Below are 18104 nucleotides of genomic sequence, written 5' to 3'. Positions count from 1 at the left end.
CCACTCAATCCATTTTGAATTGCAATAATTGTTTTTCTTCATAGCGTTCGATAGCAAGTGTGATGAGTTTCTCGATCAAATCAGGATACTCAAGCCCCGTATGCTGCCACAATAGCGGGAACATGCTGTACGGCGTGAATCCCGGCAAAGTATTGACTTCGTTGATGATGATCTCGTGTGCATCCGTCACGAAAAAGTCAGCACGCACAAGTCCTGAACAATCGAGGATCTTGAACGCTTTTTTCGCCGACTCGACAAGTTCTGCATAAACCACTTCCGGCAGTTCTGCCGGGATGATCATCGCCGTATTGCCGTCTTTGTATTTTGCCTGATAATCATAGAAAGCTTTCAACGGTTTGATTTCACCTGCTACCGAGCATTCCGGCTCATCGTTCCCGAGTACGCCGACTTCGATTTCACGGCCGACGACGCCTTGTTCGATGACGATTTTGCGGTCGAATTTAAGTGCTTCCTCAACTGCTGCAATCAGTTCTTCGCGTGACTCGGCTTTGCTGATGCCGACACTCGAACCGAGGTTCGCCGGTTTGACGAATACCGGCCATGCCAGCTCCCGCTCGACTTTATCCAGCCATAGGTCCTGTCCGTTTTTCCAATCGCGGCGCAGGAAATAGACGTAAGGCGTCTGGTTCAACCCGGCTTGTTCGAACAATTGCTTCATGACCACTTTGTCCATTCCCGCCGACGAGGCCAGGACGCCATTGCCGACGTACGGCAAGTTCATCACTTCAAGCAAGCCTTGCACCGTGCCGTCTTCCCCGTTCGGCCCGTGAAGCAATGGGATAACGACATCCAGCGCCGGCTCTTGAGCGTTTGGAAGGAAACTGGAAATATCGTTTTTACGTTCCGCTTCCCCTGCCAATTGAAGTTCTTCTATAGAAGAAACAGGCCCAGTTAAAGGGGTGCCTTTTCGCCATTCGCCTTCTTGCGTGATGTAGATCGGGTATACTTCGTATTTATCAAAATCAAGCGCTTTCGAGAATGCGCTGGCTGTTGTCAACGATACTTCGTGTTCAGCGGATTTGCCGCCGTATAAAAGCCCAATTCGTTTTTTCATCAATGACCCTCATTTCGTTTTGCATATTGCTTAGTTTATCACGAACGTTGTCAGCCGAAAAATCTTTTTGTCAGCGGCTGTAAAATCGCACTGAATTAAGCTTGGTTACAGAATTAGATAGCTTGAAAGAAAGTAGTTAAATCGCTCCAGGCGGACGCTTTCCACTCTCTCATCTCCACTATTAGAACAGGCATGACACGGATCCTTTTAACTTTGACAAATAAAAATGATACCCGCGTCTTAACGGGTATCATTTCCAGCCTTTTTGTTTTCGGTCATAGACGATCCGTCCCGATAGCGGTTTGCGGATCGTTTCCCCGAGATCTTCCCAGAACTCATCCATAAAATCGATTTCGCCGACGGTCCGGACATGAAGCTCAATCGTGTTTTTCGTTTTTTCGGGGTCCGCCAGCGATAACAACACCCCTTCACCCATGTCCATGCGCAATTTATGGAATTGCTCTTTCGACAGTTCGGGGATCAAGTCCCTCATGCGGCGGCGGAAAAAATGCTGGCCGTTCGTTTCTTTGCGGATGATTTGCGTGAAATGATTGGCGATCAATGCGCCGAGCTTTTCCATGCGCCGGAAATAGATCTTCGTCCATTCCTTTTCCTCGCCTGCCAAATACACATACTCGTTTTGCAGCGTCGTGAAGAACGGGCTTTTCACCGGTTCTTTTTTATGGCCCAAGTAGAGAAGTTCCGCCTGCTCCTGGGCCGTCAGTGAATTCAATTGCTTTTCACTGCGGAAATCCACCCAACAGAACTCACTTTTCCGGTTGGAACGCGCCCTTTTCAATTGGCTGTATTCTTCCTTTGTCGCGAAGTCCAGGTGGGTGTGCATATTAAAAGAAGCTTCCTCGTATGGATGCTTCAACAGCAATAAATTCTCCGGCATGTCGACCGCTTCGAGAAAATGCCCGAAGCCGAAACCGCTGAAAAGCGCCATCCGGTCCGCTTCGCTCACATAGATATATAAATGCTGTATGTAAAAATCCGCCTTCAACGGCTTTTTCTCCATGTGCCCCACTCCATTTCCTCTCTCATTATACGGCTTGGGCGCCGCTTAGGAAACATTCCTGTTTTCAAATCGTCATTACTTTTTGCATGCGCATAAGTTTGGCATATGCTGTATAATGATGGGCGTTAAAGATTAAGAAAAGTATGGGTGAATTGATATGCAAACTAATAAGAGCTTTTCCGATCGTTTCGATTGGTCGCTCACTTTTATATTGTTCCTGTTTTTCATCGTCAGCTTGGTCGCGATCTCTTCTGCCCAGACTTCGGGGCAGTACTTGACCAACTTCGTCCCGCGCCAGGCGCTGTTCTACATCGTGTCAGCCGGGATGATTGCGGTATTGATGTACTTCGATACCGATCAATACAAAAAGATGGCGTATTATTTGTACGGGGCGGGCCTTTTGCTATTGTTCGCCTTAATGGTCGCACCGGACGGGCAAGGCCAGATCGCACAGCCGATCAATGGCGCAAAAGCCTGGTTCCACACGCCTTTCGTCAATATCCAGCCAGCCGAGTTCATGAAAACCTTCTATATTCTGGCGCTTGCGAAAATGATTTCTTCGCATCATGAACATCATGTGCTGAGCACCATCAAAACCGATTTATTATTGCTCGGGAAAATTGCAGTGATGCTGGCTATGCCACTCGGCTTCATCCTGCTCCAGCCAGATCTTGGAACGGCCCTTGTGTTCATTGCCATTACGCTGGCCATCGTGATCGTATCGGGCATCTCCTGGAAAATCATCTTGCCGAGCTTCGGCGGTGTGGCGTTCATCGGCGCCACCTTATTGTGGATGACGCTCAATATGCAGGAGTTGCTGGGACGCTTCGGTTTGAAGCCGTATATGTTTGAGCGGATCTACACCTGGCTTGATCCATATTCCTATGCAGAGTCAGGCGGCTATAACCTGATTGCTGCCTTGAATGCGATCGGTTCCGGGGAAGTGTTCGGAAAAGGCTATCAAGGACGCCAAGTATACGTGCCTGAAAACCACACCGATTTCATCTTCACCGTCATCTCGGAAGATTTCGGCTTTATCGGCGCAAGTGCCGTCATCATTTTGTTCTTTATGCTCATTTACCACTTGACGAAAATCACGCTTCAATTCAAGGATACCTTCAGCACTTACGTGTGCGCAGGGATTATTGCGATGATCACATTCCACGTCTTCCAGAACATCGGCATGACGATCCAATTGCTGCCGATCACCGGAATCCCGCTTCCTTTCATCAGCTATGGGGGCAGTTCCTTGATCGGCAATATGCTCGCGCTCGGCGTCGTCTTCAGTATGCGGTTCCATCACAAGAACTATATGTTCGACCGGTCGCGCCAAAATTCATGAACCAAATAAAAACTCCGGCGCATCGGGCGTCGGAGTTTTTTTATGAAGAATGGGAAGGAGCTTGCGGCGGTTGCGGCAATGCCAGGGTCTTGCTCAGCTCCACACGGGATTTTGTTATCTTCGCCTGGACACCAAGTTTTGCAAGATTCGATACGATGTTGCGGATCTCTCCATTTTTAATCATCCATGATCACCTCTTCAGGAAGTAGTTGTTGCTATTTGGACGTGTGCAGATCTCGCTGATGTGACTGTTCCGTTCGAAATAGTTGACTTTTCTTTATCTACGTATATAATACCATCATTTCAGCTTTTCAAACGTATCAATTTGATGACAAATGCAAAGCTGAAGTTAATCTCTTGAATCACATACCCCCTTAAGGTATAATCGGGGTGTAATCGAAACTGTCCAGCTATTGATTGAATAAAGCCGGCGAATGATTCGCCAGCTATAAATGGAGGGGTTTTGAATGAGTGAAGCGATTGAAGAAATGCCAGCCCCGGATGCCTGCAGAAAAAGCCACCATCCCCCTTCGGTCAAACGTGATTTGACGAACCGGCTGAATCGCATCGAGGGGCAAGTGCGCGGCATCAAAGGCATGGTCGACCGGGATGTCTATTGTGATGATATCATCACGCAATTGGCTGCGACCCAGTCTGCATTGAACAGCGTGACGAAAGTGCTGCTCGACGGCCATCTGAAAGGCTGCGTCAAAGACCGCCTGGCATCAGGCGACGAAGAGATCCTGGACGAACTGCTCGTCACCTTCCAAAAGCTGATGAGGAAATAACCATAATATTTAAGGAGGAGTTCCCATGAAAGAACAAGTTCATTTGCAAGTAAGCGGCATGAGCTGCCAGCATTGTGTTAAATCTGTAGAAGATAGCGTCGGTGCATTATCCGGAGTTGAAAAGGTGGATGTTTCACTTGAGCAAGGCGCAGTCGATGTGACGTATGACAGCGCGAATGTTGATGTGGCACAAATCGCCTCTGCTATCGAAGACCAAGGCTATGATGTAGCGGCATTAAGCGAATAACTGCGGAAACGCAGTTATTTTTTTCAAAACAATATACCCCTATAAGGTATGAAGGTGGGATTATACATGGCTACTAAGCAAACGGAACTGCCGATTACCGGCATGACCTGCGCCGCTTGCGCGAACCGGGTCGAGAAAGGCCTGCAGAAGCTTCCCGGCGTATCATCCGCGACCGTCAATTTCGCAACCGAAAAAGCATCGGTCAGTTTCGATGACGAACAATCCAATCTCAATGATTTGCACCAAAAAGTCGAACAGCTCGGCTACGGGATCCAGCAAGAAGAAGTCGATTTCTCGATACAGGGCATGACGTGCGCGAACTGTTCCGCGCGGATCGAAAAAGCGTTGAACCGGATGGACGGTGTCGAAAACGCGACGATCAACCTTGCCATGGAAAGCGGGCACGTCGTCTATAGCCCTGGCACCTTGACTCCTGAAGATTTTGTCCAAAAAATCCAATCGCTCGGTTATGACGCGGTGCTTGAACAGGACCAGCAGGAAGCGACTGATTACAAAGAACAGGAAATCAAGAAAAAGACCCGCCTATTCTGGATCTCAGCCGCGTTCTCCTTGCCGCTCCTGTGGACGATGTTCAGTCATTTCACGTTCACGTCTTGGATGTACGTCCCGGAATTCCTGATGAATCCATTCGTGCAATGGGCGCTCGCGACACCGGTACAATTCTGGGTCGGCGCGACCTTCTATAAAGGCGCCTATTTTGCATTGAAAAACAAAAGCGCCAATATGGATGTATTGGTCGCACTCGGCACCTCGGCCGCTTATTTCTACAGCGTCTATCTCGTGCTTGCGAACTTAGGGACGGGCCATAATATGGGCTTGTATTTTGAAACGAGTGCCGTCCTGATCACCTTGATCGTCCTGGGGAAAGTGTTCGAAGCGCGCGCGAAAGGCCGCTCGTCCGACGCCATCAAGAAACTGATGAAGCTGCAGCCACAGCACGCGCTCGTCGAACGCGGCGGGGAATTCGTCAGCGCGCCGATCGAAGAGGTCAAAGAAGGCGATGTGCTGCTGATCAAACCAGGCGCTTCCATCCCCGTCGATGCGGCCATCATCTCCGGAAGTTCAGCGGTAGATGAATCGATGCTGACAGGCGAAAGCTTGCCGGTCGATAAAGCGGAAGGCGACGCAGTGTACGCTGCAACCGTCAACGCCAACGGTTCACTGAAAGTGCGCGCCGATAAGATCGGCAAGGATACAGTGCTATCGAACATCATCCGCGTCGTCGAACAGGCGCAAGGATCGAAAGCACCGATCCAGCGTCTGGCCGACCAGATCTCGGGCATTTTCGTCCCGATCGTTGTCGCAATCGCGATCGTGACTTTCCTTATCTGGTACTTCCTGGCCGCGCCCGGGGATTTCGCGGCGGCGCTGACCAGTACGGTTGCCGTCCTCGTCATCGCCTGCCCTTGTGCGCTCGGGCTTGCAACCCCGACCTCGATCATGGCGGGTTCCGGACGTTCCGCCGAACAAGGCGTGTTATTCAAGACGGCGGAATCCCTGGAAACAACAAAGCATATCGACACAATCGTGCTCGATAAGACCGGCACCATCACAAACGGCAAGCCAGTTGTCACCGACTTCATTACGGCCCCGGATATCGATTCGGATCATCTCAAACGGCTCGTGGCCAGTGCGGAAAGCGAATCTGAACACCCTGTCGCACAAGCGATCGCCGACTTCGGTTCCGCCGGCCTTCCGGTCAACGGGTTTGAAGCGATACCCGGACACGGCATTAAAGCAAAAGTGGACGGCCGTGAAGTCTGGGTCGGCAACCGCCGCTTGCTCGCAGGCATTGCGGTCGATGAACGGGCGGCCGAGCAATTGGAGCAAGACGGCAAGACCGCGATGTTCATTGCCATCGACGGGAAATACGCCGGCCTGATTGCTGTCGCGGATACGATCAAGGATTCCGCGAAAGCCGCCGTCGAAGAAATGAAACGCATGGGGCTGCATGTCGTCATGCTGACAGGTGACCAGCAGCGCACAGCTGATGCCATCGCAAGGCAAGTCGGCATCGACGAAGTCGTCGCCGGCGTTTTGCCCGCTGAAAAAGCGGGACATGTGGCAAAACTGCAGGAACAAGGCAGGAAAGTCGCGATGGCCGGAGACGGTTTGAACGATGCACCGGCGCTTGCGACTGCCGATATCGGCATGGCCATGGGCACCGGCACAGCGATTGCCATCGAAGCGGCCGACATCACCTTGATGCAAGGCGATTTGATGCGCGTCGCGGATGCAGTGCGCATGAGCCGCCTGACCGTCCGCAACATCAAGCAAAACCTGTTCTGGGCGCTCGCCTATAATTCCGTCGGCATCCCGATCGCTGCCGCCGGGTTCCTCGCGCCTTGGCTCGCAGGCGCTGCGATGGCGTTCAGTTCCGTTTCGGTCGTCATGAACGCATTGCGTCTGCAGCGCGTGAAATTGAATAAGTAAGCGATTCCCAAAGCTCCCGGCTGCCATCAGGCAAGCGGGAGCTTTTTTCATTGGCCAACTTTTTTCCGCTGCCGTTGTTCTGAGGGGCAAACAAGAGTAAAATGAAGGCATTAGTCTTTGCAGAAAGCAGGAATTCCTTTATGAAGAAAACCATTTTATTGCTCATGTCCGTCCAATTTTTCGTCTATCTTGGCTTCGGCTTGATCATCCCGATTCTCCCCGAAGTGATCGTCCAGCAAGGGTATGCGGACATCCATGTCGGAGGACTAATTACAATATATGCCCTCTCGTCTTTTTTCACGGCGCCGCTATGGGGCAAGTTATCTGACCGCACGGGCCGCAAGAAGCTGATCCTGGTCGGCCTTGCCGGATTTGCGCTCAGCTTCTTCCTATTCTCGCTATTCCTCGATAATCTTGCCTTATTGTACATATCGCGCATTATCGGCGGCTTGTTCTCGGGCGCTCTTTATACGGCGGTCACAGGGTATGTCGCGGACATCACGACAGATGAAGAGCGCAATAAATACATGGGCCTTCTCGGCATGTCGATCGGCCTCGGGTTTATTTTTGGACCGGCGATCGGCGGCTTGCTCGGCGCGGTCTCCTTGTCCTTGCCATTCACCGCTTCAGCTGCGCTTGTGCTGTTGTTGATGGTTTATGCAAGCATCGTCTTGAAAGAACCGGTCCGCAAAGGCGAAGCAGTCAAACGCAAGCTGTTGCCAAAAGGCGCCAGCACGCTTTGGCATTACCGCATCCGTTATTTGTTCCTGTTCTCCTTCATGGTGACGTTCCTGCTCGCAGGCTTGGAGTCGACGTTCCAATTGTTCCAGATTGACCAAATCCAAATTACCCCGCTCCAGCTCGGCTATTTGTTCATGGCCTCTGGCTTTGTGGATGCCGCGATTCAAGGCGGCGTTGTCCGCCGTGTGAAAAACGGCACCGAGACGCAATGGATCATCGGCGCACAGATCGTCACCGCGCTAGGCTTGGTGCTGTTGCCGTTTACGACCAGCTTGGTGTTTGCAGGTGTCGCACTCAGCATCTTCACTGCCGGAAACGCCCTCGCGCGCACCGTGCTCGTCTCGCTCACTTCGAAAGAAGCGGGCGGCAAATACGGTACAGCGGCCGGCATGACTTACTCGATGGACAACCTCGGGCGCATTATCGGCCCGCTGTTTTTCACGTGGCTGCTCACGATGCAATCCGGCGCCATCTATTATCTTTCGGGCGGATTGGCCATTTTCAGCATCATCTTGATCGTCCTGTTCAAAGCTTCCAAAAAATCGTTGCGCTATACAGAACAACAAGCCGGCCAAAATCCGGCATAGGAAATCCCCAGACAGCTCGGCTGTCTGGGGATTTTTTATAGATACAATAAAGCGATCCAAATGACATGGAGCGACAAAATGCCAGCATAGACGAAATTGGCAGCCAGAAGGAAACAGCGCCAGACCCGGGACTCAAGCCGCACGAGCGGGGTGAAGAGGAATGCGGCAAGGCAGGCGGATAACAATAGCTTAACCGAAAAGATCGCAAGCGGCGGCAGCCCGCTGAGCAAGGGATTCGCTTCCTCGATCGCTCCTGCCAACAGCCCCCAGTAAGTTAAAAAACCATCCGCTAAATTCAATACGACCAATGTCCAGATCGGTTTCTTTAGCGGCGTTCTCAATTGCTCGGACATGTCACGCACCTCTCCTCCCTGTAAATTAATTTTATTATGGATAAAAAAGGCATTCGATCAATTAGACTGATCGAATGCCTGAAAATACTTAATATGGCGTACCTCCATTGATGTGGAGTACTTGGCCTGTAACATAGGATGAGTCGTCTGAAGCCAAATAGACATATCCCGGGGCCAGTTCATCGGGCTGCCCTGGCCGTCCGAGCGGCGTGCTGCTTCCGAATCCTTCGACCTCTTCCGCTGGGAAGGAAGCTGGGATGAGCGGTGTCCAGATCGGGCCGGGTGCGACTCCGTTAACCCGGATGCCTTCTTTTGCGAGCGATCCGGACAAGGCGCGGGTGAATGCCAGAATCGCGCCTTTTGTAGAAGAATAATCAATTAAGCTTGGCTCGCCGCGGAACGCGGTGATCGATGTCGTATTGATGATCGATGCGCCAGGTTTCAAATGGTCCAGTGCCGCTTTTGTCAGGTGGAACATGCTGAAGACATTGGTGCGGAATGTTTTCTCCAATTGCTCTGCCGTGATGTCCTTAAGCGATTCCTGTACATGTTGCTCTGCGGCATTGTTAACCAGCACATCAAGTTTTCCGAACTCCTCGATCACTTGTGAAATGACTTGTTTGCAAAACGCTTCATCCCCGATATCCCCAGCGATGAGCAGGCATTTGCGGCCCTCTTTTTCGACAAGCTGTTTCGTTTCCTCGGCGTCTTCGTGTTCATCTAGATAGGAAATCGCCACATCTGCCCCTTCTTTTGCAAAAGCGACGGCGATTGCGCGGCCGATTCCGCTGTCGCCTCCGGTGATGAGAGCCGCTTTACCGGGCAAACGCTGCGAAGCACCGGCCAGATTGCCCTGGAAATCCGGCCGCGGTTCCATTTCTGTTTCAAAACCGGGCTGGCGGTCCTGATGCTGTGCCGGGACTTTTTCCACTTTGTCCTTCATCGTACATCTCCACCTTTCTCAGTTATTATGTCTTCTTCGCTTTTCCCCTTCCTTGTTCTCCTAAAACGTGGAACCGCGCCGGTGTAAAACAAAAACCGCCTTTTCCACAAGGCGGTTTTATTGATTCAGGATAACACTTTATCAAGCGACTTCTCCGCAAGCTCCGGATAGGCTTCCCTGATGATGGCCGGGCGCATGCTGTAAGCCGTCAAGATCAAGAGGCAAAGGCTGCAAGCCCATAACACGTATTGAGCAGGAACCAAGTCATAGAGCAAGCCGAACAGTAAATAGCCAAGCGGCATCATGGCCATCGCCATCGATTCCAGGATTCCGAAAACGCGGCCGCGGTATTCTTCGTCGACATCTTTTTGCATCATGACCCCGATCGGCGTGTTGACGAAGACATTGGAGATGCCGAACGCCAGCATCAATGCGAGCAAGTAGATGACATTTCCCCAATACGACAAGCCCGCGACAAGCGGCAAGGAGACTGCCGCAAGCAATAGCGACATGATCATGATGGCGCGCTTAGAGAATTGCAGCGGGAATTTGACTTCCTTGCGCACCGAGAAATAAATCGATGCCAACAGCATGCCGAGCGCGATCATCGCTTCGATGAAGCCGAAATGTGTCGCTTGTACTTTTAATTGCTGGACGGCGATGAACGGCAAACCAATCATCAAGGCGGAGAAAAAGAAATTCAAGCCGACGGCCGTCGTGACGATGACGGTGATGACACGGTTTCTCCGCAAATAGGCGGCACCTTCTTTCATGCCTTGCCAGACGCCTTGCTTATCTTCTACGGTTTCTGTTTCAACGCGTCTCGTGTAGAGGCGGAAGTTCATCGTGGCTTCGAGTGCCGCAGCAAGCGCATAGGCGATCACTTGGATCAGCAGAAAAACGTTCATCGACACAAAACCGAACAGCATGCCGCCGATGACCGGGCCGCCGATTGTTGCGATGGCAAGTGCAGATTGATTATAGCCCATCGCTTTCTGGATGCGATCCGGGTCGATTAAATTGGCAATCGAGGATGAAAAGGCAACGCTTGTGAACATGGAACTGACGGAAATCAATGCGGTCGCCGTGTAAATTGCTGCCAGCGACAAGCCGTTCGACATGCTGTAGAGCAATAACCCGCCCACTGACAGCACGCTCGCCGATTGGGACAAGAGTACGACCGCTTTTTTCGGGTAATTATCCGCGACATAACCGGCAAAAGGCGCAAACAAGGTCCGGGGCAGGATGCTGCAGATCAAGTTGATGGCGAAACTGACAGCGGAACCGGTCAAAGCCAGGACGTAGAGGCTGATGCCGAATGCGTAAACCGAGCTGCCGAATGTGGAAATCAGTTTGCTGATGGTGAACGTATACAGATGGTACGTAGCCTGTTTGATTTTACCCGCTTCGTTCATGTTTCTCGCTCCCTTTTCAATAAGTTTAATTTAATTAAACAAAATATATCACGCTTTCATTCGCATTGCAAGCAAAAGTTTAATATAATTAAACTAATTAAAATCATATTGTGTTTCGGGCAGGTAAAACGCCTTTCCTTCGTTTACAATGAAAGCAAGAACGGCACGGCAGCCGCTGCCATGCCAGTGATTTTAGCTAAATAAGAAAAAAGCAGGTGAATTTATGGCAACTTTAGGGGAGCGGATCAAACGCTTACGTAAAGAGCAGGGCCTGACCCTACAGGCGCTTGCAGGGGATGGATTGACGAAAGGCATGCTCAGCTTGATCGAGAACAATAAAGCGAACCCTTCGATGGAGAGCCTTTCCTATATCGCAGAACGGCTTGGCATCGACCGCACGGAATTGCTACAGGAGATGCCGACCGCGGAACTTCGCGCTTTGCTTGATGAAATCGAAGAAAAGCGCCGGAAAGTCTCCGGAACGGATGAACAGATGCTAAGGGCTTATACGGAAATCGCAGAACACATCCATCCGTATGTGGAGAAATTGCCGTTTCGATACGAATCGGCGCGCCTGCTCGAGATTTACAGCCGCTGCTGCTACCATTCGAAGCGCTATGATTGGAAGCCGGCGTTTGACCGGGCAGAAGAAATCTATGAACAATTGCATTTGATCAATTCCGTCGCCGACCTCCATATGTTCCGTGCGCTCATGAAATTCACGGAACATCGATATGCGGAAGCTTTGGCGTCGCTGCAGGAATCGCGCAAATTGATCGAAGAACAATCGGGCAGCCTCGACCCGCTGAAGAAACTGGACTTCGATTATTACGAATCGATCCTGTGTTCCGCGACTGGCGATAAGAAAAATGCCCGCCGCTTGATGGAAGAGGCGATCGCTTATTCCAAAGAGCATCAAATCTTTTACCAGATCAATGCGCTGTACCGGCTTGCGGGCTTTGAAGCGATGCTCGCGGGAGATTTGGAACGCAAGGATTATTATGTCGGCAAGCTCAAACTGTTTGCGGAGTTTTCCGATGATCCCGAAATCGCCGCTTATGCCCATGCCGTCGAGATCCATTATTGGAATTCCTTCACCCATGAGTACGAAAAAGCGGACCGGCTGCTCGAAGAAACGCGCCAACTATTGGATGAAGAGGATTTTTATTTCCTGGAAAAAGGCAAGGCGCTCTTCGGGATGGGACGGATCGAAGAAGCACTCGAATGCTTCAAACAGCACCGCATGAACCGGTTCATCCATCACCCTTACGACTTGGCGATGCATTATGAAAAAGAAGCGTATATGGCCTTGATCTACGAACAGCTGGGCGACCACGAACAGGCGAAAACGTATGCCCAAAAAGCGAAAGAGTTGATCGAACCGATGCCCGAGCTCCCCCATAAACGGTTCATCCTGGAAACTTACCGGAAAATTTTCGCGCAAGCTGATGGATATTAACTTGCCGGCGAAATGAATGCAGCCCGAACTCCGTGAGAACCCAGCTTCGCGAAGTAATGCGCAGCAGAATATAGACTTCTTCAATATAAAAAAGGCAGGAGACCCGGGCCTCCTGCCTTTTCTTATTCGTTTTCTTCGAAAGCTTCTTCAATTGGATACAAACTGATGTCGAGGTCCGTCGTTTCGCCAACGGCCAGCTTCGCTAGTTGCATGCCGAGATATGGCCCGGCCGTGAGCCCCGAGGCACCCAGCGCATTGGCGGCGAATAGCTTCTTCTGCCCCGGCACTTGGCCGATGAACGGCAAGGCGCTGAGTGTCGCCGGACGGAACCCCGTGGCCGCCCCGGTGAATTCGGCCGTGGCAAGACCCGGTGCAACGTCCAAGGTTTTCTCCAAAATATGAAGAATGCCGCCGGCGGTCAGTTTGTCATCAAAGCCGGTATTGTTCTCGTGCGTCGCACCGGCGACGATGCGCCCGCCCTCAAACGGCACGATGTATTGCCCGAACGGCACCATCGCAACCGGCCAGTCGCCTGTTCCCGTGTCGCCTGATTGTAAATGCAAAATCTGCGCTTTTTGCGGGACGACTTTTAAGTGAAGCCCGAGCGGTCGAAACAGTTCAGCCGCCCATGCGCCGCCGGCAGAAATGATCTGGTCTGCCGACAAGCTCTCCCCATTCACTTCCACGCCGGTCGCCTGCCCTTCTTCCATCAGCAGCATGGCGTCACCCTGGATGAACCTTGCGCCTAAACTTCTCGCAGAACGGATCAGCGCATCACGGATGGCGCTGCCATCGACGCGCGCGGCGCCGCTGACATATAAAGAACCGTAACGGTCTCCGGCATAAGGGAACCTGGCTTTCGTTTGTTCAGGCGTCAATCGTTCAAGTTCGCCCATCTCGGGAGATCCCGCTTGGCGTTCGCGCGCCTTTTGCTCCATTTTATCGAGCTTCGATTCTTCGTGGATACTGACGATGCCCACTTGTTTATAGCCGGTCTCCTTCTCGCCGAGCGCTTCAAGTTCTTTGATGAGTACCGGATAGTATGCGGCACCGTTCGAGGCGAGACGGTACCAGGCCTGGTTGCGCCTTTGGGAAATCCATGGGCAGACGATCCCCGCTGCCGCCCCTGTCGCCTGCCCGCGGTCCGCGCGGTCGATCAACGTGACGTGATTCCCCGCTTTCGCCGCATAATACGCCGCGCTTGCCCCGACGATTCCCGAGCCGATGATAATCATTGATTTCATTTTTATGCACCTTGCTTCCTTGGCAATCTTCCTTCCATTCTACCGAATCACGCCAGCAGACTCAAACACCGCCAGGATTTGAATTCTGCATAGCGGGTAAACCATCCATATGAAGAAAATTCAATAGTCAATCGCTAAGGAGGAATCAATGTATATGGAACGCAGCACTGAAACCGAGGCAATCATGCCGATGACGTCAATCCGCAGCGGCTCGGGCATCGAAATCGCCCCCGATACGTATTGCTATACGACGAAAATCTCCAATGTCTTCCTGATCGGCAACCCATCCATCAGCCCGCGCTGGGTATTGGTGGACGCGGGGATGCCACATTCCGCCGACAAGATTCTGAAAGAAGCGGAAAAACGCTTCGGCCCGGATCAGCAATTGCAATCGATTTTATTGACCCACGGCCATTTTGACCATGTCGGCGGGCTTATCGACATCCTCGAAAAGCATCCAGTCCCGGTTTATGCCCATCCGGAAGAATTTCCGTACCTGACCGGCAAGGAAGATTACCCGGAACCGGATTCCAGCGTCGAAGGCGGGATGGTCACGAAAATGTCCAAGACCTTCCCTGTCAAGGCCATCGACATTTCCGAGCATTTAGTGGAATTGCCGCCAGACGGCAGCATCCCTGACCTGCCGAATTGGCGCTGGCTCCATACACCTGGCCATACGAAAGGCCATGTCTCGTTCTTCAAGGACGTCGGCCGCGTATTGATTGCGGGAGATGCCTTTGTCACCGTCAAGCAGGATTCACTTTATAAAGTGATGCGCCAGAAAAAAGAAGTGCACGGGCCGCCTGTGTATTTAACGACGGATTGGCGCGCTGCCTGGGAGTCCGTTTCGAAACTTGCCGACTTGAAGCCTTCTTTCGCTGCCACAGGGCACGGCAAGCCGATGAAAGGTTCTCAATTGGCAAAAGGGCTGGTTGAGCTGGCGAATCATTTCCCGGATGTCGCCGTTCCATCTCACGGAAAGTTTGTCCACACGAAATGAAAGATTGAAAGAGCGCTTCTATAAGCGCTCTTTTCAGCTTGTTGAAGAAGTCTGTTAGACGGTTATTAAATTAAAAGCTGACCATCTTTTCGACATTCAAAAATCAATGACCTATTTAAGTATTTGGAGAAGCGTTTGCTCGTAAACCCTTCTGCTCAATAATGCTGCGCATTACTTCGCAAAGATAAGGTCTCACGTAGTTCGGCCTTATCTTTCCTGTGGGACCAGCGGGTTTGAGAGACCCCGCAGTGAGCGCAGAGAATGAGGAGGCTCGATTCCCGCCCCACGGAAAGCGAGCAATAAGCTTCGGAAAATACGGCTTTTTAACTTTCTCGACAGCCTGGAAAGAGCGCTTCTATAAGCGCTCTTTTTTAATACCGCCAAAAATTTTGGAACTTTTCAGAAATCCTGTTTAGCATTCCCTGAATTTGGGTATATATAATATGCACTCCCGGCTCTATGAGGGAGGGAATAACGAACGGAGATGAACGACAATGACCAAACAAGTGCTTTTTGTATCAGACCATGGCGATCCTTTGGCAAAGCTCGGCGGAAAACAAGCAGGCGGCCAAAACAATTACGTCAAGCAACTGGCACTCGCTCTTGAAGACAGAGGGTGGCAGGTGGATGTCGTGACCCACTGGTGCGATGAAAACGCGCCCCAAATCGAACATTTCGGCGAACACTGCCGTGTGATCCGTGTAGAAGCCGGCTATAAAGGATTCGTTTCAAAAAACGAAATGTATTCCATGCTCCCGGCATTTTATGAAGAAATGAAGCGCTTATTGCCGCTATCGAATTACGATATTGTCCATACCCATTACTGGCTTTCAGGATTGATCGGCAAGAAACTCAAAGAGGAGTTCGGCCTCCCTTATATCCATACGTCCCATTCGCTCGGATGGGCAAAGGAAGAAGCGACCGGCACGCATGATGCCCGCCGCGAAAAAGCGGAAGAAACCATCCTCGCCCATAGCGACCATATCCTGGCGACGACCAATACGGAAAAGCAAGTGATCAAAGAGAACGTTTCCGCGGCTTCTCCCATCTCGGTGATCCCTATCGGCGTTGACGAGGCGTTCCGTGTCCGCGGTAGCCGGCACCATATCCGGAAGAAATTCGGCTACCAGGATCCCCTCTTCGTTTTTGCTGGCCGCCTGGAGGCAACGAAAGGCATCTTCACTTTATTGAAAGCCTTCAAGCTCCTGACAGAAAAAAGCGGCAGCCGCTACACGCCTGAATTGGTGATTGCCGGCGGTGAACCGGATGCCATCGATACAGAAACAGGCTTGCCGAAAGATCCGGAATTGCGCAAAGCGGTAAGCGGCATCGAACATTATGTCCGTTTCGTCGGCCCGAAAAACCAGGAACAATTGGCGTTGCTGTTCAATTCAGCTACCGCCACCATCGTCCCGAGCTTCTACGAATCCTTCGGCATGGTGGCCGCTGAAGCCCAGGCATGCGGCAGCCCGGTCATCGCTTCGAAAGTAGGCGGCTTGAAAAACGTCGTCGAGGACGGCGTCAGTGGTTTACTTGTCGAAGCACAGAATGAGATCGATTTGGCGATTGCCATGGAAGTGCTGTCCGTTAACTCGCTTCTGGTGGAACGCCTTAGCCGCCAAGCGGTGCGCATTGCACGGAAAGATTTCAATTGGGACAGCATTTCAAAAAAAATAAATACTTTGTATGAGGTGATCATCCGTGAACGGAGCAACACACTTGTTAGCGACCGACCTGGACGGAACCTTAGTCGGTGATAGAGCAGGGCTGCAGGAACTGCTGGATTTTTATGAGCGGCAGCCTTATGAAGTCGGCTTGATCTATATTACCGGCCGTCATCTCGCATCCGCACGGCAGCTGATTGCAGATGAAGCGCTCCCGGTCCCGGAAGCGCTTGTCACCGATGTCGGGACTGAAATCTATACAGGCCCCGATTTTCGGAAAGATGCACAATGGGAAGCCCATTTGATGGACGAGTGGGCGCCTGGGCAAGTCGAAGCGCTCGCAAGAGAAATCAGCGGCTTGACACCACAGGACTTGCCTGTGATAAGCCGACGCTCCTACCATGTCACGGATACACAGGCGGTCGAGCAGTTCCGCAATCTGCTCGAAGCAGAAAATGTGCCCCATAAGCTGATCTTCAGCGGAGGCAAGGATTTGGATATCCTGCCTCCCGCAAGCGGGAAAGGCCAGGCGCTCCGTTATCTGTTGGAACGGCACGGCCTGTCCGATGCTAAACTTTTGGTGGCGGGTGATTCCGGAAATGACCTGGAAATGCTGACGCTCGGTTTTCCTTCCGTCATCGTTGGAAACGCCCAGCCCGAACTCAAGACCCATGAAGAACACCCGCTCATTTTCCGGGCGAATCGCCATTGTGCTGGCGGAATTTATGAGGCGTGGAACCATTTCCATGTAGACTGAACCCTTTGGAGAACTCGTTTCTCCCAAAGGGTTTTCTTTTGGCTTTATAGGTAATCATTTGTTTTTTCAGCCATTTCGTTTATATTTAGAAGGAAGACATTTACGAATCCCTTGTACATAAGCACGCTCAAAACCTATAAAAAGGAGGACTGAAGATGAGCAAAGTCGCCAATCTGCAAAAAGAATCACTCGCGATGCTGAAACAAACGAGCCGGACCTTTTTCATTCCGATCAGCTTTTTGGATCCCATCCTGAAAAAAACCGTCGGCTCCGCCTATTTGTGCATGCGCGCAATCGATGAAATCGAGGATCATCCCGAGCTTCCAGCTGAAGTGAAAGCGTCTCTTCTGCGCTCCATCCAACATATGCTCGAAACGAATATGGACGAAACCGAATACGCAGCTCTTGTCGCCCCTTATGCGGATTATTTGCCATCCGTGACGATGAGGCTCCCGGATTGGGTTGAAGTGTGCCCGCCTGAAATCCGCGGAAAAGTGCTCGAATCAACGGCCATCATGGCTGGCGGAATGGCCAAATGGGTCGAAAAGGATTGGGTCATCCACACGCGCGAAGACTTGGACGATTACACCTATTATGTTGCCGGGCTTGTCGGTGTCATGCTTTCCGACCTTTGGAGATGGCATGATGGCACCGAAACCGATACAAAGCTCGCCATCGGGTTCGGCCGTGGTTTGCAAGCCGTCAACATGCTGCGCAATTACGACGAAGATTATGAACGCGGTGTCACATTCGTGCCGGATGGCTGGACGCGCGACGATATGTTCAGCTATGCGCGTGAAAACCTGGCGGAAGCCGACCAATACGTAAAATCCATTAAGAACAAGCGCATTCTCATGTTCTGCAAAGTGCCGCTTGCATTAGCCCATAGCACCTTAAAGGCGCTCAAGTCCGGCAAGGAAAAAATGAGCCGCCAGGAAGTTGAAGGCATTGTCGAACAATTAAAAGAAGAAGAACGCCTCAGCTAAATAAAACTGCACTCTCCTTTGCAGAGTG

Annotated in this window: 17 protein-coding genes; 10 read left to right on the top strand and 7 right to left on the bottom strand. The window is 51.5% G+C overall.

What is annotated here, in order from left to right; genetic code table 11:
- Positions 1–4: 4 nt before the first annotated feature.
- Both BBI15_RS02820 and BBI15_RS02815 read right to left on the bottom strand, forming a co-directional pair.
- Complete coding sequence (locus tag BBI15_RS02820) at positions 5–1075, bottom strand: D-alanine--D-alanine ligase (RefSeq protein ID WP_068872073.1); 1071 nt, start codon at positions 1073–1075, stop codon at positions 5–7.
- 250 nt (positions 1076–1325) lie between these two features.
- A complete protein-coding gene (locus BBI15_RS02815; RefSeq protein ID WP_068872071.1) occupies positions 1326–2096 on the bottom strand; it encodes a hypothetical protein in 771 nt (256 codons plus the stop codon).
- A gap of 157 nt (positions 2097–2253) precedes the next feature.
- Between BBI15_RS02815 and BBI15_RS02810 the strand changes: the two genes are divergently transcribed.
- Positions 2254–3438 carry an FtsW/RodA/SpoVE family cell cycle protein gene (locus tag BBI15_RS02810; protein WP_068872069.1) on the top strand — a complete coding sequence of 395 codons (1185 nt, stop codon included), beginning with the start codon at positions 2254–2256 and terminating at the stop codon, positions 3436–3438.
- Positions 3439–3478: 40 nt separating this feature from the next.
- Here the strand turns inward: BBI15_RS02810 and BBI15_RS16505 are convergent, their stop codons facing one another.
- Entirely contained in the window at positions 3479–3622 is a 144-nt protein-coding gene (locus BBI15_RS16505; RefSeq protein ID WP_167358020.1) for an Lmo0850 family protein, read from the bottom strand.
- Between the two features lie 283 nt (positions 3623–3905).
- Between BBI15_RS16505 and BBI15_RS02805 the strand changes: the two genes are divergently transcribed.
- The 4 genes from BBI15_RS02805 (at position 3906) to BBI15_RS02790 (ending at position 8255) form a co-directional block, all read left to right on the top strand.
- Positions 3906–4226 (top strand): metal-sensitive transcriptional regulator, encoded by a 321-nt coding sequence (locus tag BBI15_RS02805; RefSeq protein ID WP_068872067.1) that lies wholly within the window; start codon positions 3906–3908, stop codon positions 4224–4226.
- Between the two features lie 25 nt (positions 4227–4251).
- On the top strand, positions 4252–4473 hold the full coding sequence (copZ, locus tag BBI15_RS02800) for a copper chaperone CopZ (RefSeq protein ID WP_068872065.1): 222 nt from the start codon (positions 4252–4254) through the stop codon (positions 4471–4473).
- Positions 4474–4539: 66 nt separating this feature from the next.
- Entirely contained in the window at positions 4540–6927 is a 2388-nt protein-coding gene (locus BBI15_RS02795; protein WP_068872064.1) for a heavy metal translocating P-type ATPase, read from the top strand.
- Positions 6928–7067: 140 nt separating this feature from the next.
- A complete protein-coding gene (locus BBI15_RS02790) occupies positions 7068–8255 on the top strand; it encodes an MFS transporter (protein WP_068872062.1) in 1188 nt (395 codons plus the stop codon).
- A gap of 35 nt (positions 8256–8290) precedes the next feature.
- On the opposite strand, the gene BBI15_RS02785 is transcribed toward BBI15_RS02790, so the two are convergent.
- The 3 genes from BBI15_RS02785 to BBI15_RS02775 form a co-directional block, all read right to left on the bottom strand.
- On the bottom strand, positions 8291–8608 hold the full coding sequence (locus BBI15_RS02785; RefSeq protein WP_068872060.1) for a DUF5658 family protein: 318 nt from the start codon (positions 8606–8608) through the stop codon (positions 8291–8293).
- Positions 8609–8696: 88 nt separating this feature from the next.
- Complete coding sequence (locus tag BBI15_RS02780) at positions 8697–9551, bottom strand: SDR family oxidoreductase (RefSeq protein ID WP_068872059.1); 855 nt, start codon at positions 9549–9551, stop codon at positions 8697–8699.
- Between the two features lie 125 nt (positions 9552–9676).
- Positions 9677–10966, bottom strand: a complete 1290-nt coding sequence (locus tag BBI15_RS02775; protein ID WP_068872057.1) for an MFS transporter — start codon at positions 10964–10966, stop codon at positions 9677–9679.
- A gap of 223 nt (positions 10967–11189) precedes the next feature.
- Between BBI15_RS02775 and BBI15_RS02770 the strand changes: the two genes are divergently transcribed.
- Positions 11190–12425 carry a helix-turn-helix domain-containing protein gene (locus tag BBI15_RS02770; RefSeq protein WP_068872055.1) on the top strand — a complete coding sequence of 412 codons (1236 nt, stop codon included), beginning with the start codon at positions 11190–11192 and terminating at the stop codon, positions 12423–12425.
- A 122-nt stretch (positions 12426–12547) separates the two neighbouring features.
- On the opposite strand, the gene BBI15_RS02765 is transcribed toward BBI15_RS02770, so the two are convergent.
- Positions 12548–13669 carry an NAD(P)/FAD-dependent oxidoreductase gene (locus BBI15_RS02765; protein ID WP_068872053.1) on the bottom strand — a complete coding sequence of 374 codons (1122 nt, stop codon included), beginning with the start codon at positions 13667–13669 and terminating at the stop codon, positions 12548–12550.
- A 148-nt stretch (positions 13670–13817) separates the two neighbouring features.
- Between BBI15_RS02765 and BBI15_RS02760 the strand changes: the two genes are divergently transcribed.
- The 4 genes from BBI15_RS02760 to BBI15_RS02745 all read left to right on the top strand — a co-directional run bounded on the left by BBI15_RS02760 (position 13818) and on the right by BBI15_RS02745 (position 18076).
- Entirely contained in the window at positions 13818–14669 is an 852-nt protein-coding gene (locus tag BBI15_RS02760) for an MBL fold metallo-hydrolase (RefSeq protein WP_068872051.1), read from the top strand.
- A 494-nt stretch (positions 14670–15163) separates the two neighbouring features.
- A complete protein-coding gene (locus BBI15_RS02755; protein ID WP_068872049.1) occupies positions 15164–16426 on the top strand; it encodes a glycosyltransferase in 1263 nt (420 codons plus the stop codon).
- Entirely contained in the window at positions 16371–17090 is a 720-nt protein-coding gene (locus BBI15_RS02750) for an HAD-IIB family hydrolase (RefSeq protein WP_237150901.1), read from the top strand. Before BBI15_RS02755 ends, BBI15_RS02750 begins: the two co-directional genes overlap by 56 nt.
- 155 nt (positions 17091–17245) lie before the next feature.
- Positions 17246–18076 (top strand): squalene/phytoene synthase family protein, encoded by an 831-nt coding sequence (locus BBI15_RS02745; protein WP_068872045.1) that lies wholly within the window; start codon positions 17246–17248, stop codon positions 18074–18076.
- Positions 18077–18104 lie beyond the last annotated feature (28 nt).

This window comes from Planococcus plakortidis (assembly GCF_001687605.2).
Lineage (GTDB): Bacteria > Bacillota > Bacilli > Bacillales_A > Planococcaceae > Planococcus > Planococcus plakortidis.
This window is presented reverse-complemented; position numbering and strand designations above follow the sequence as displayed.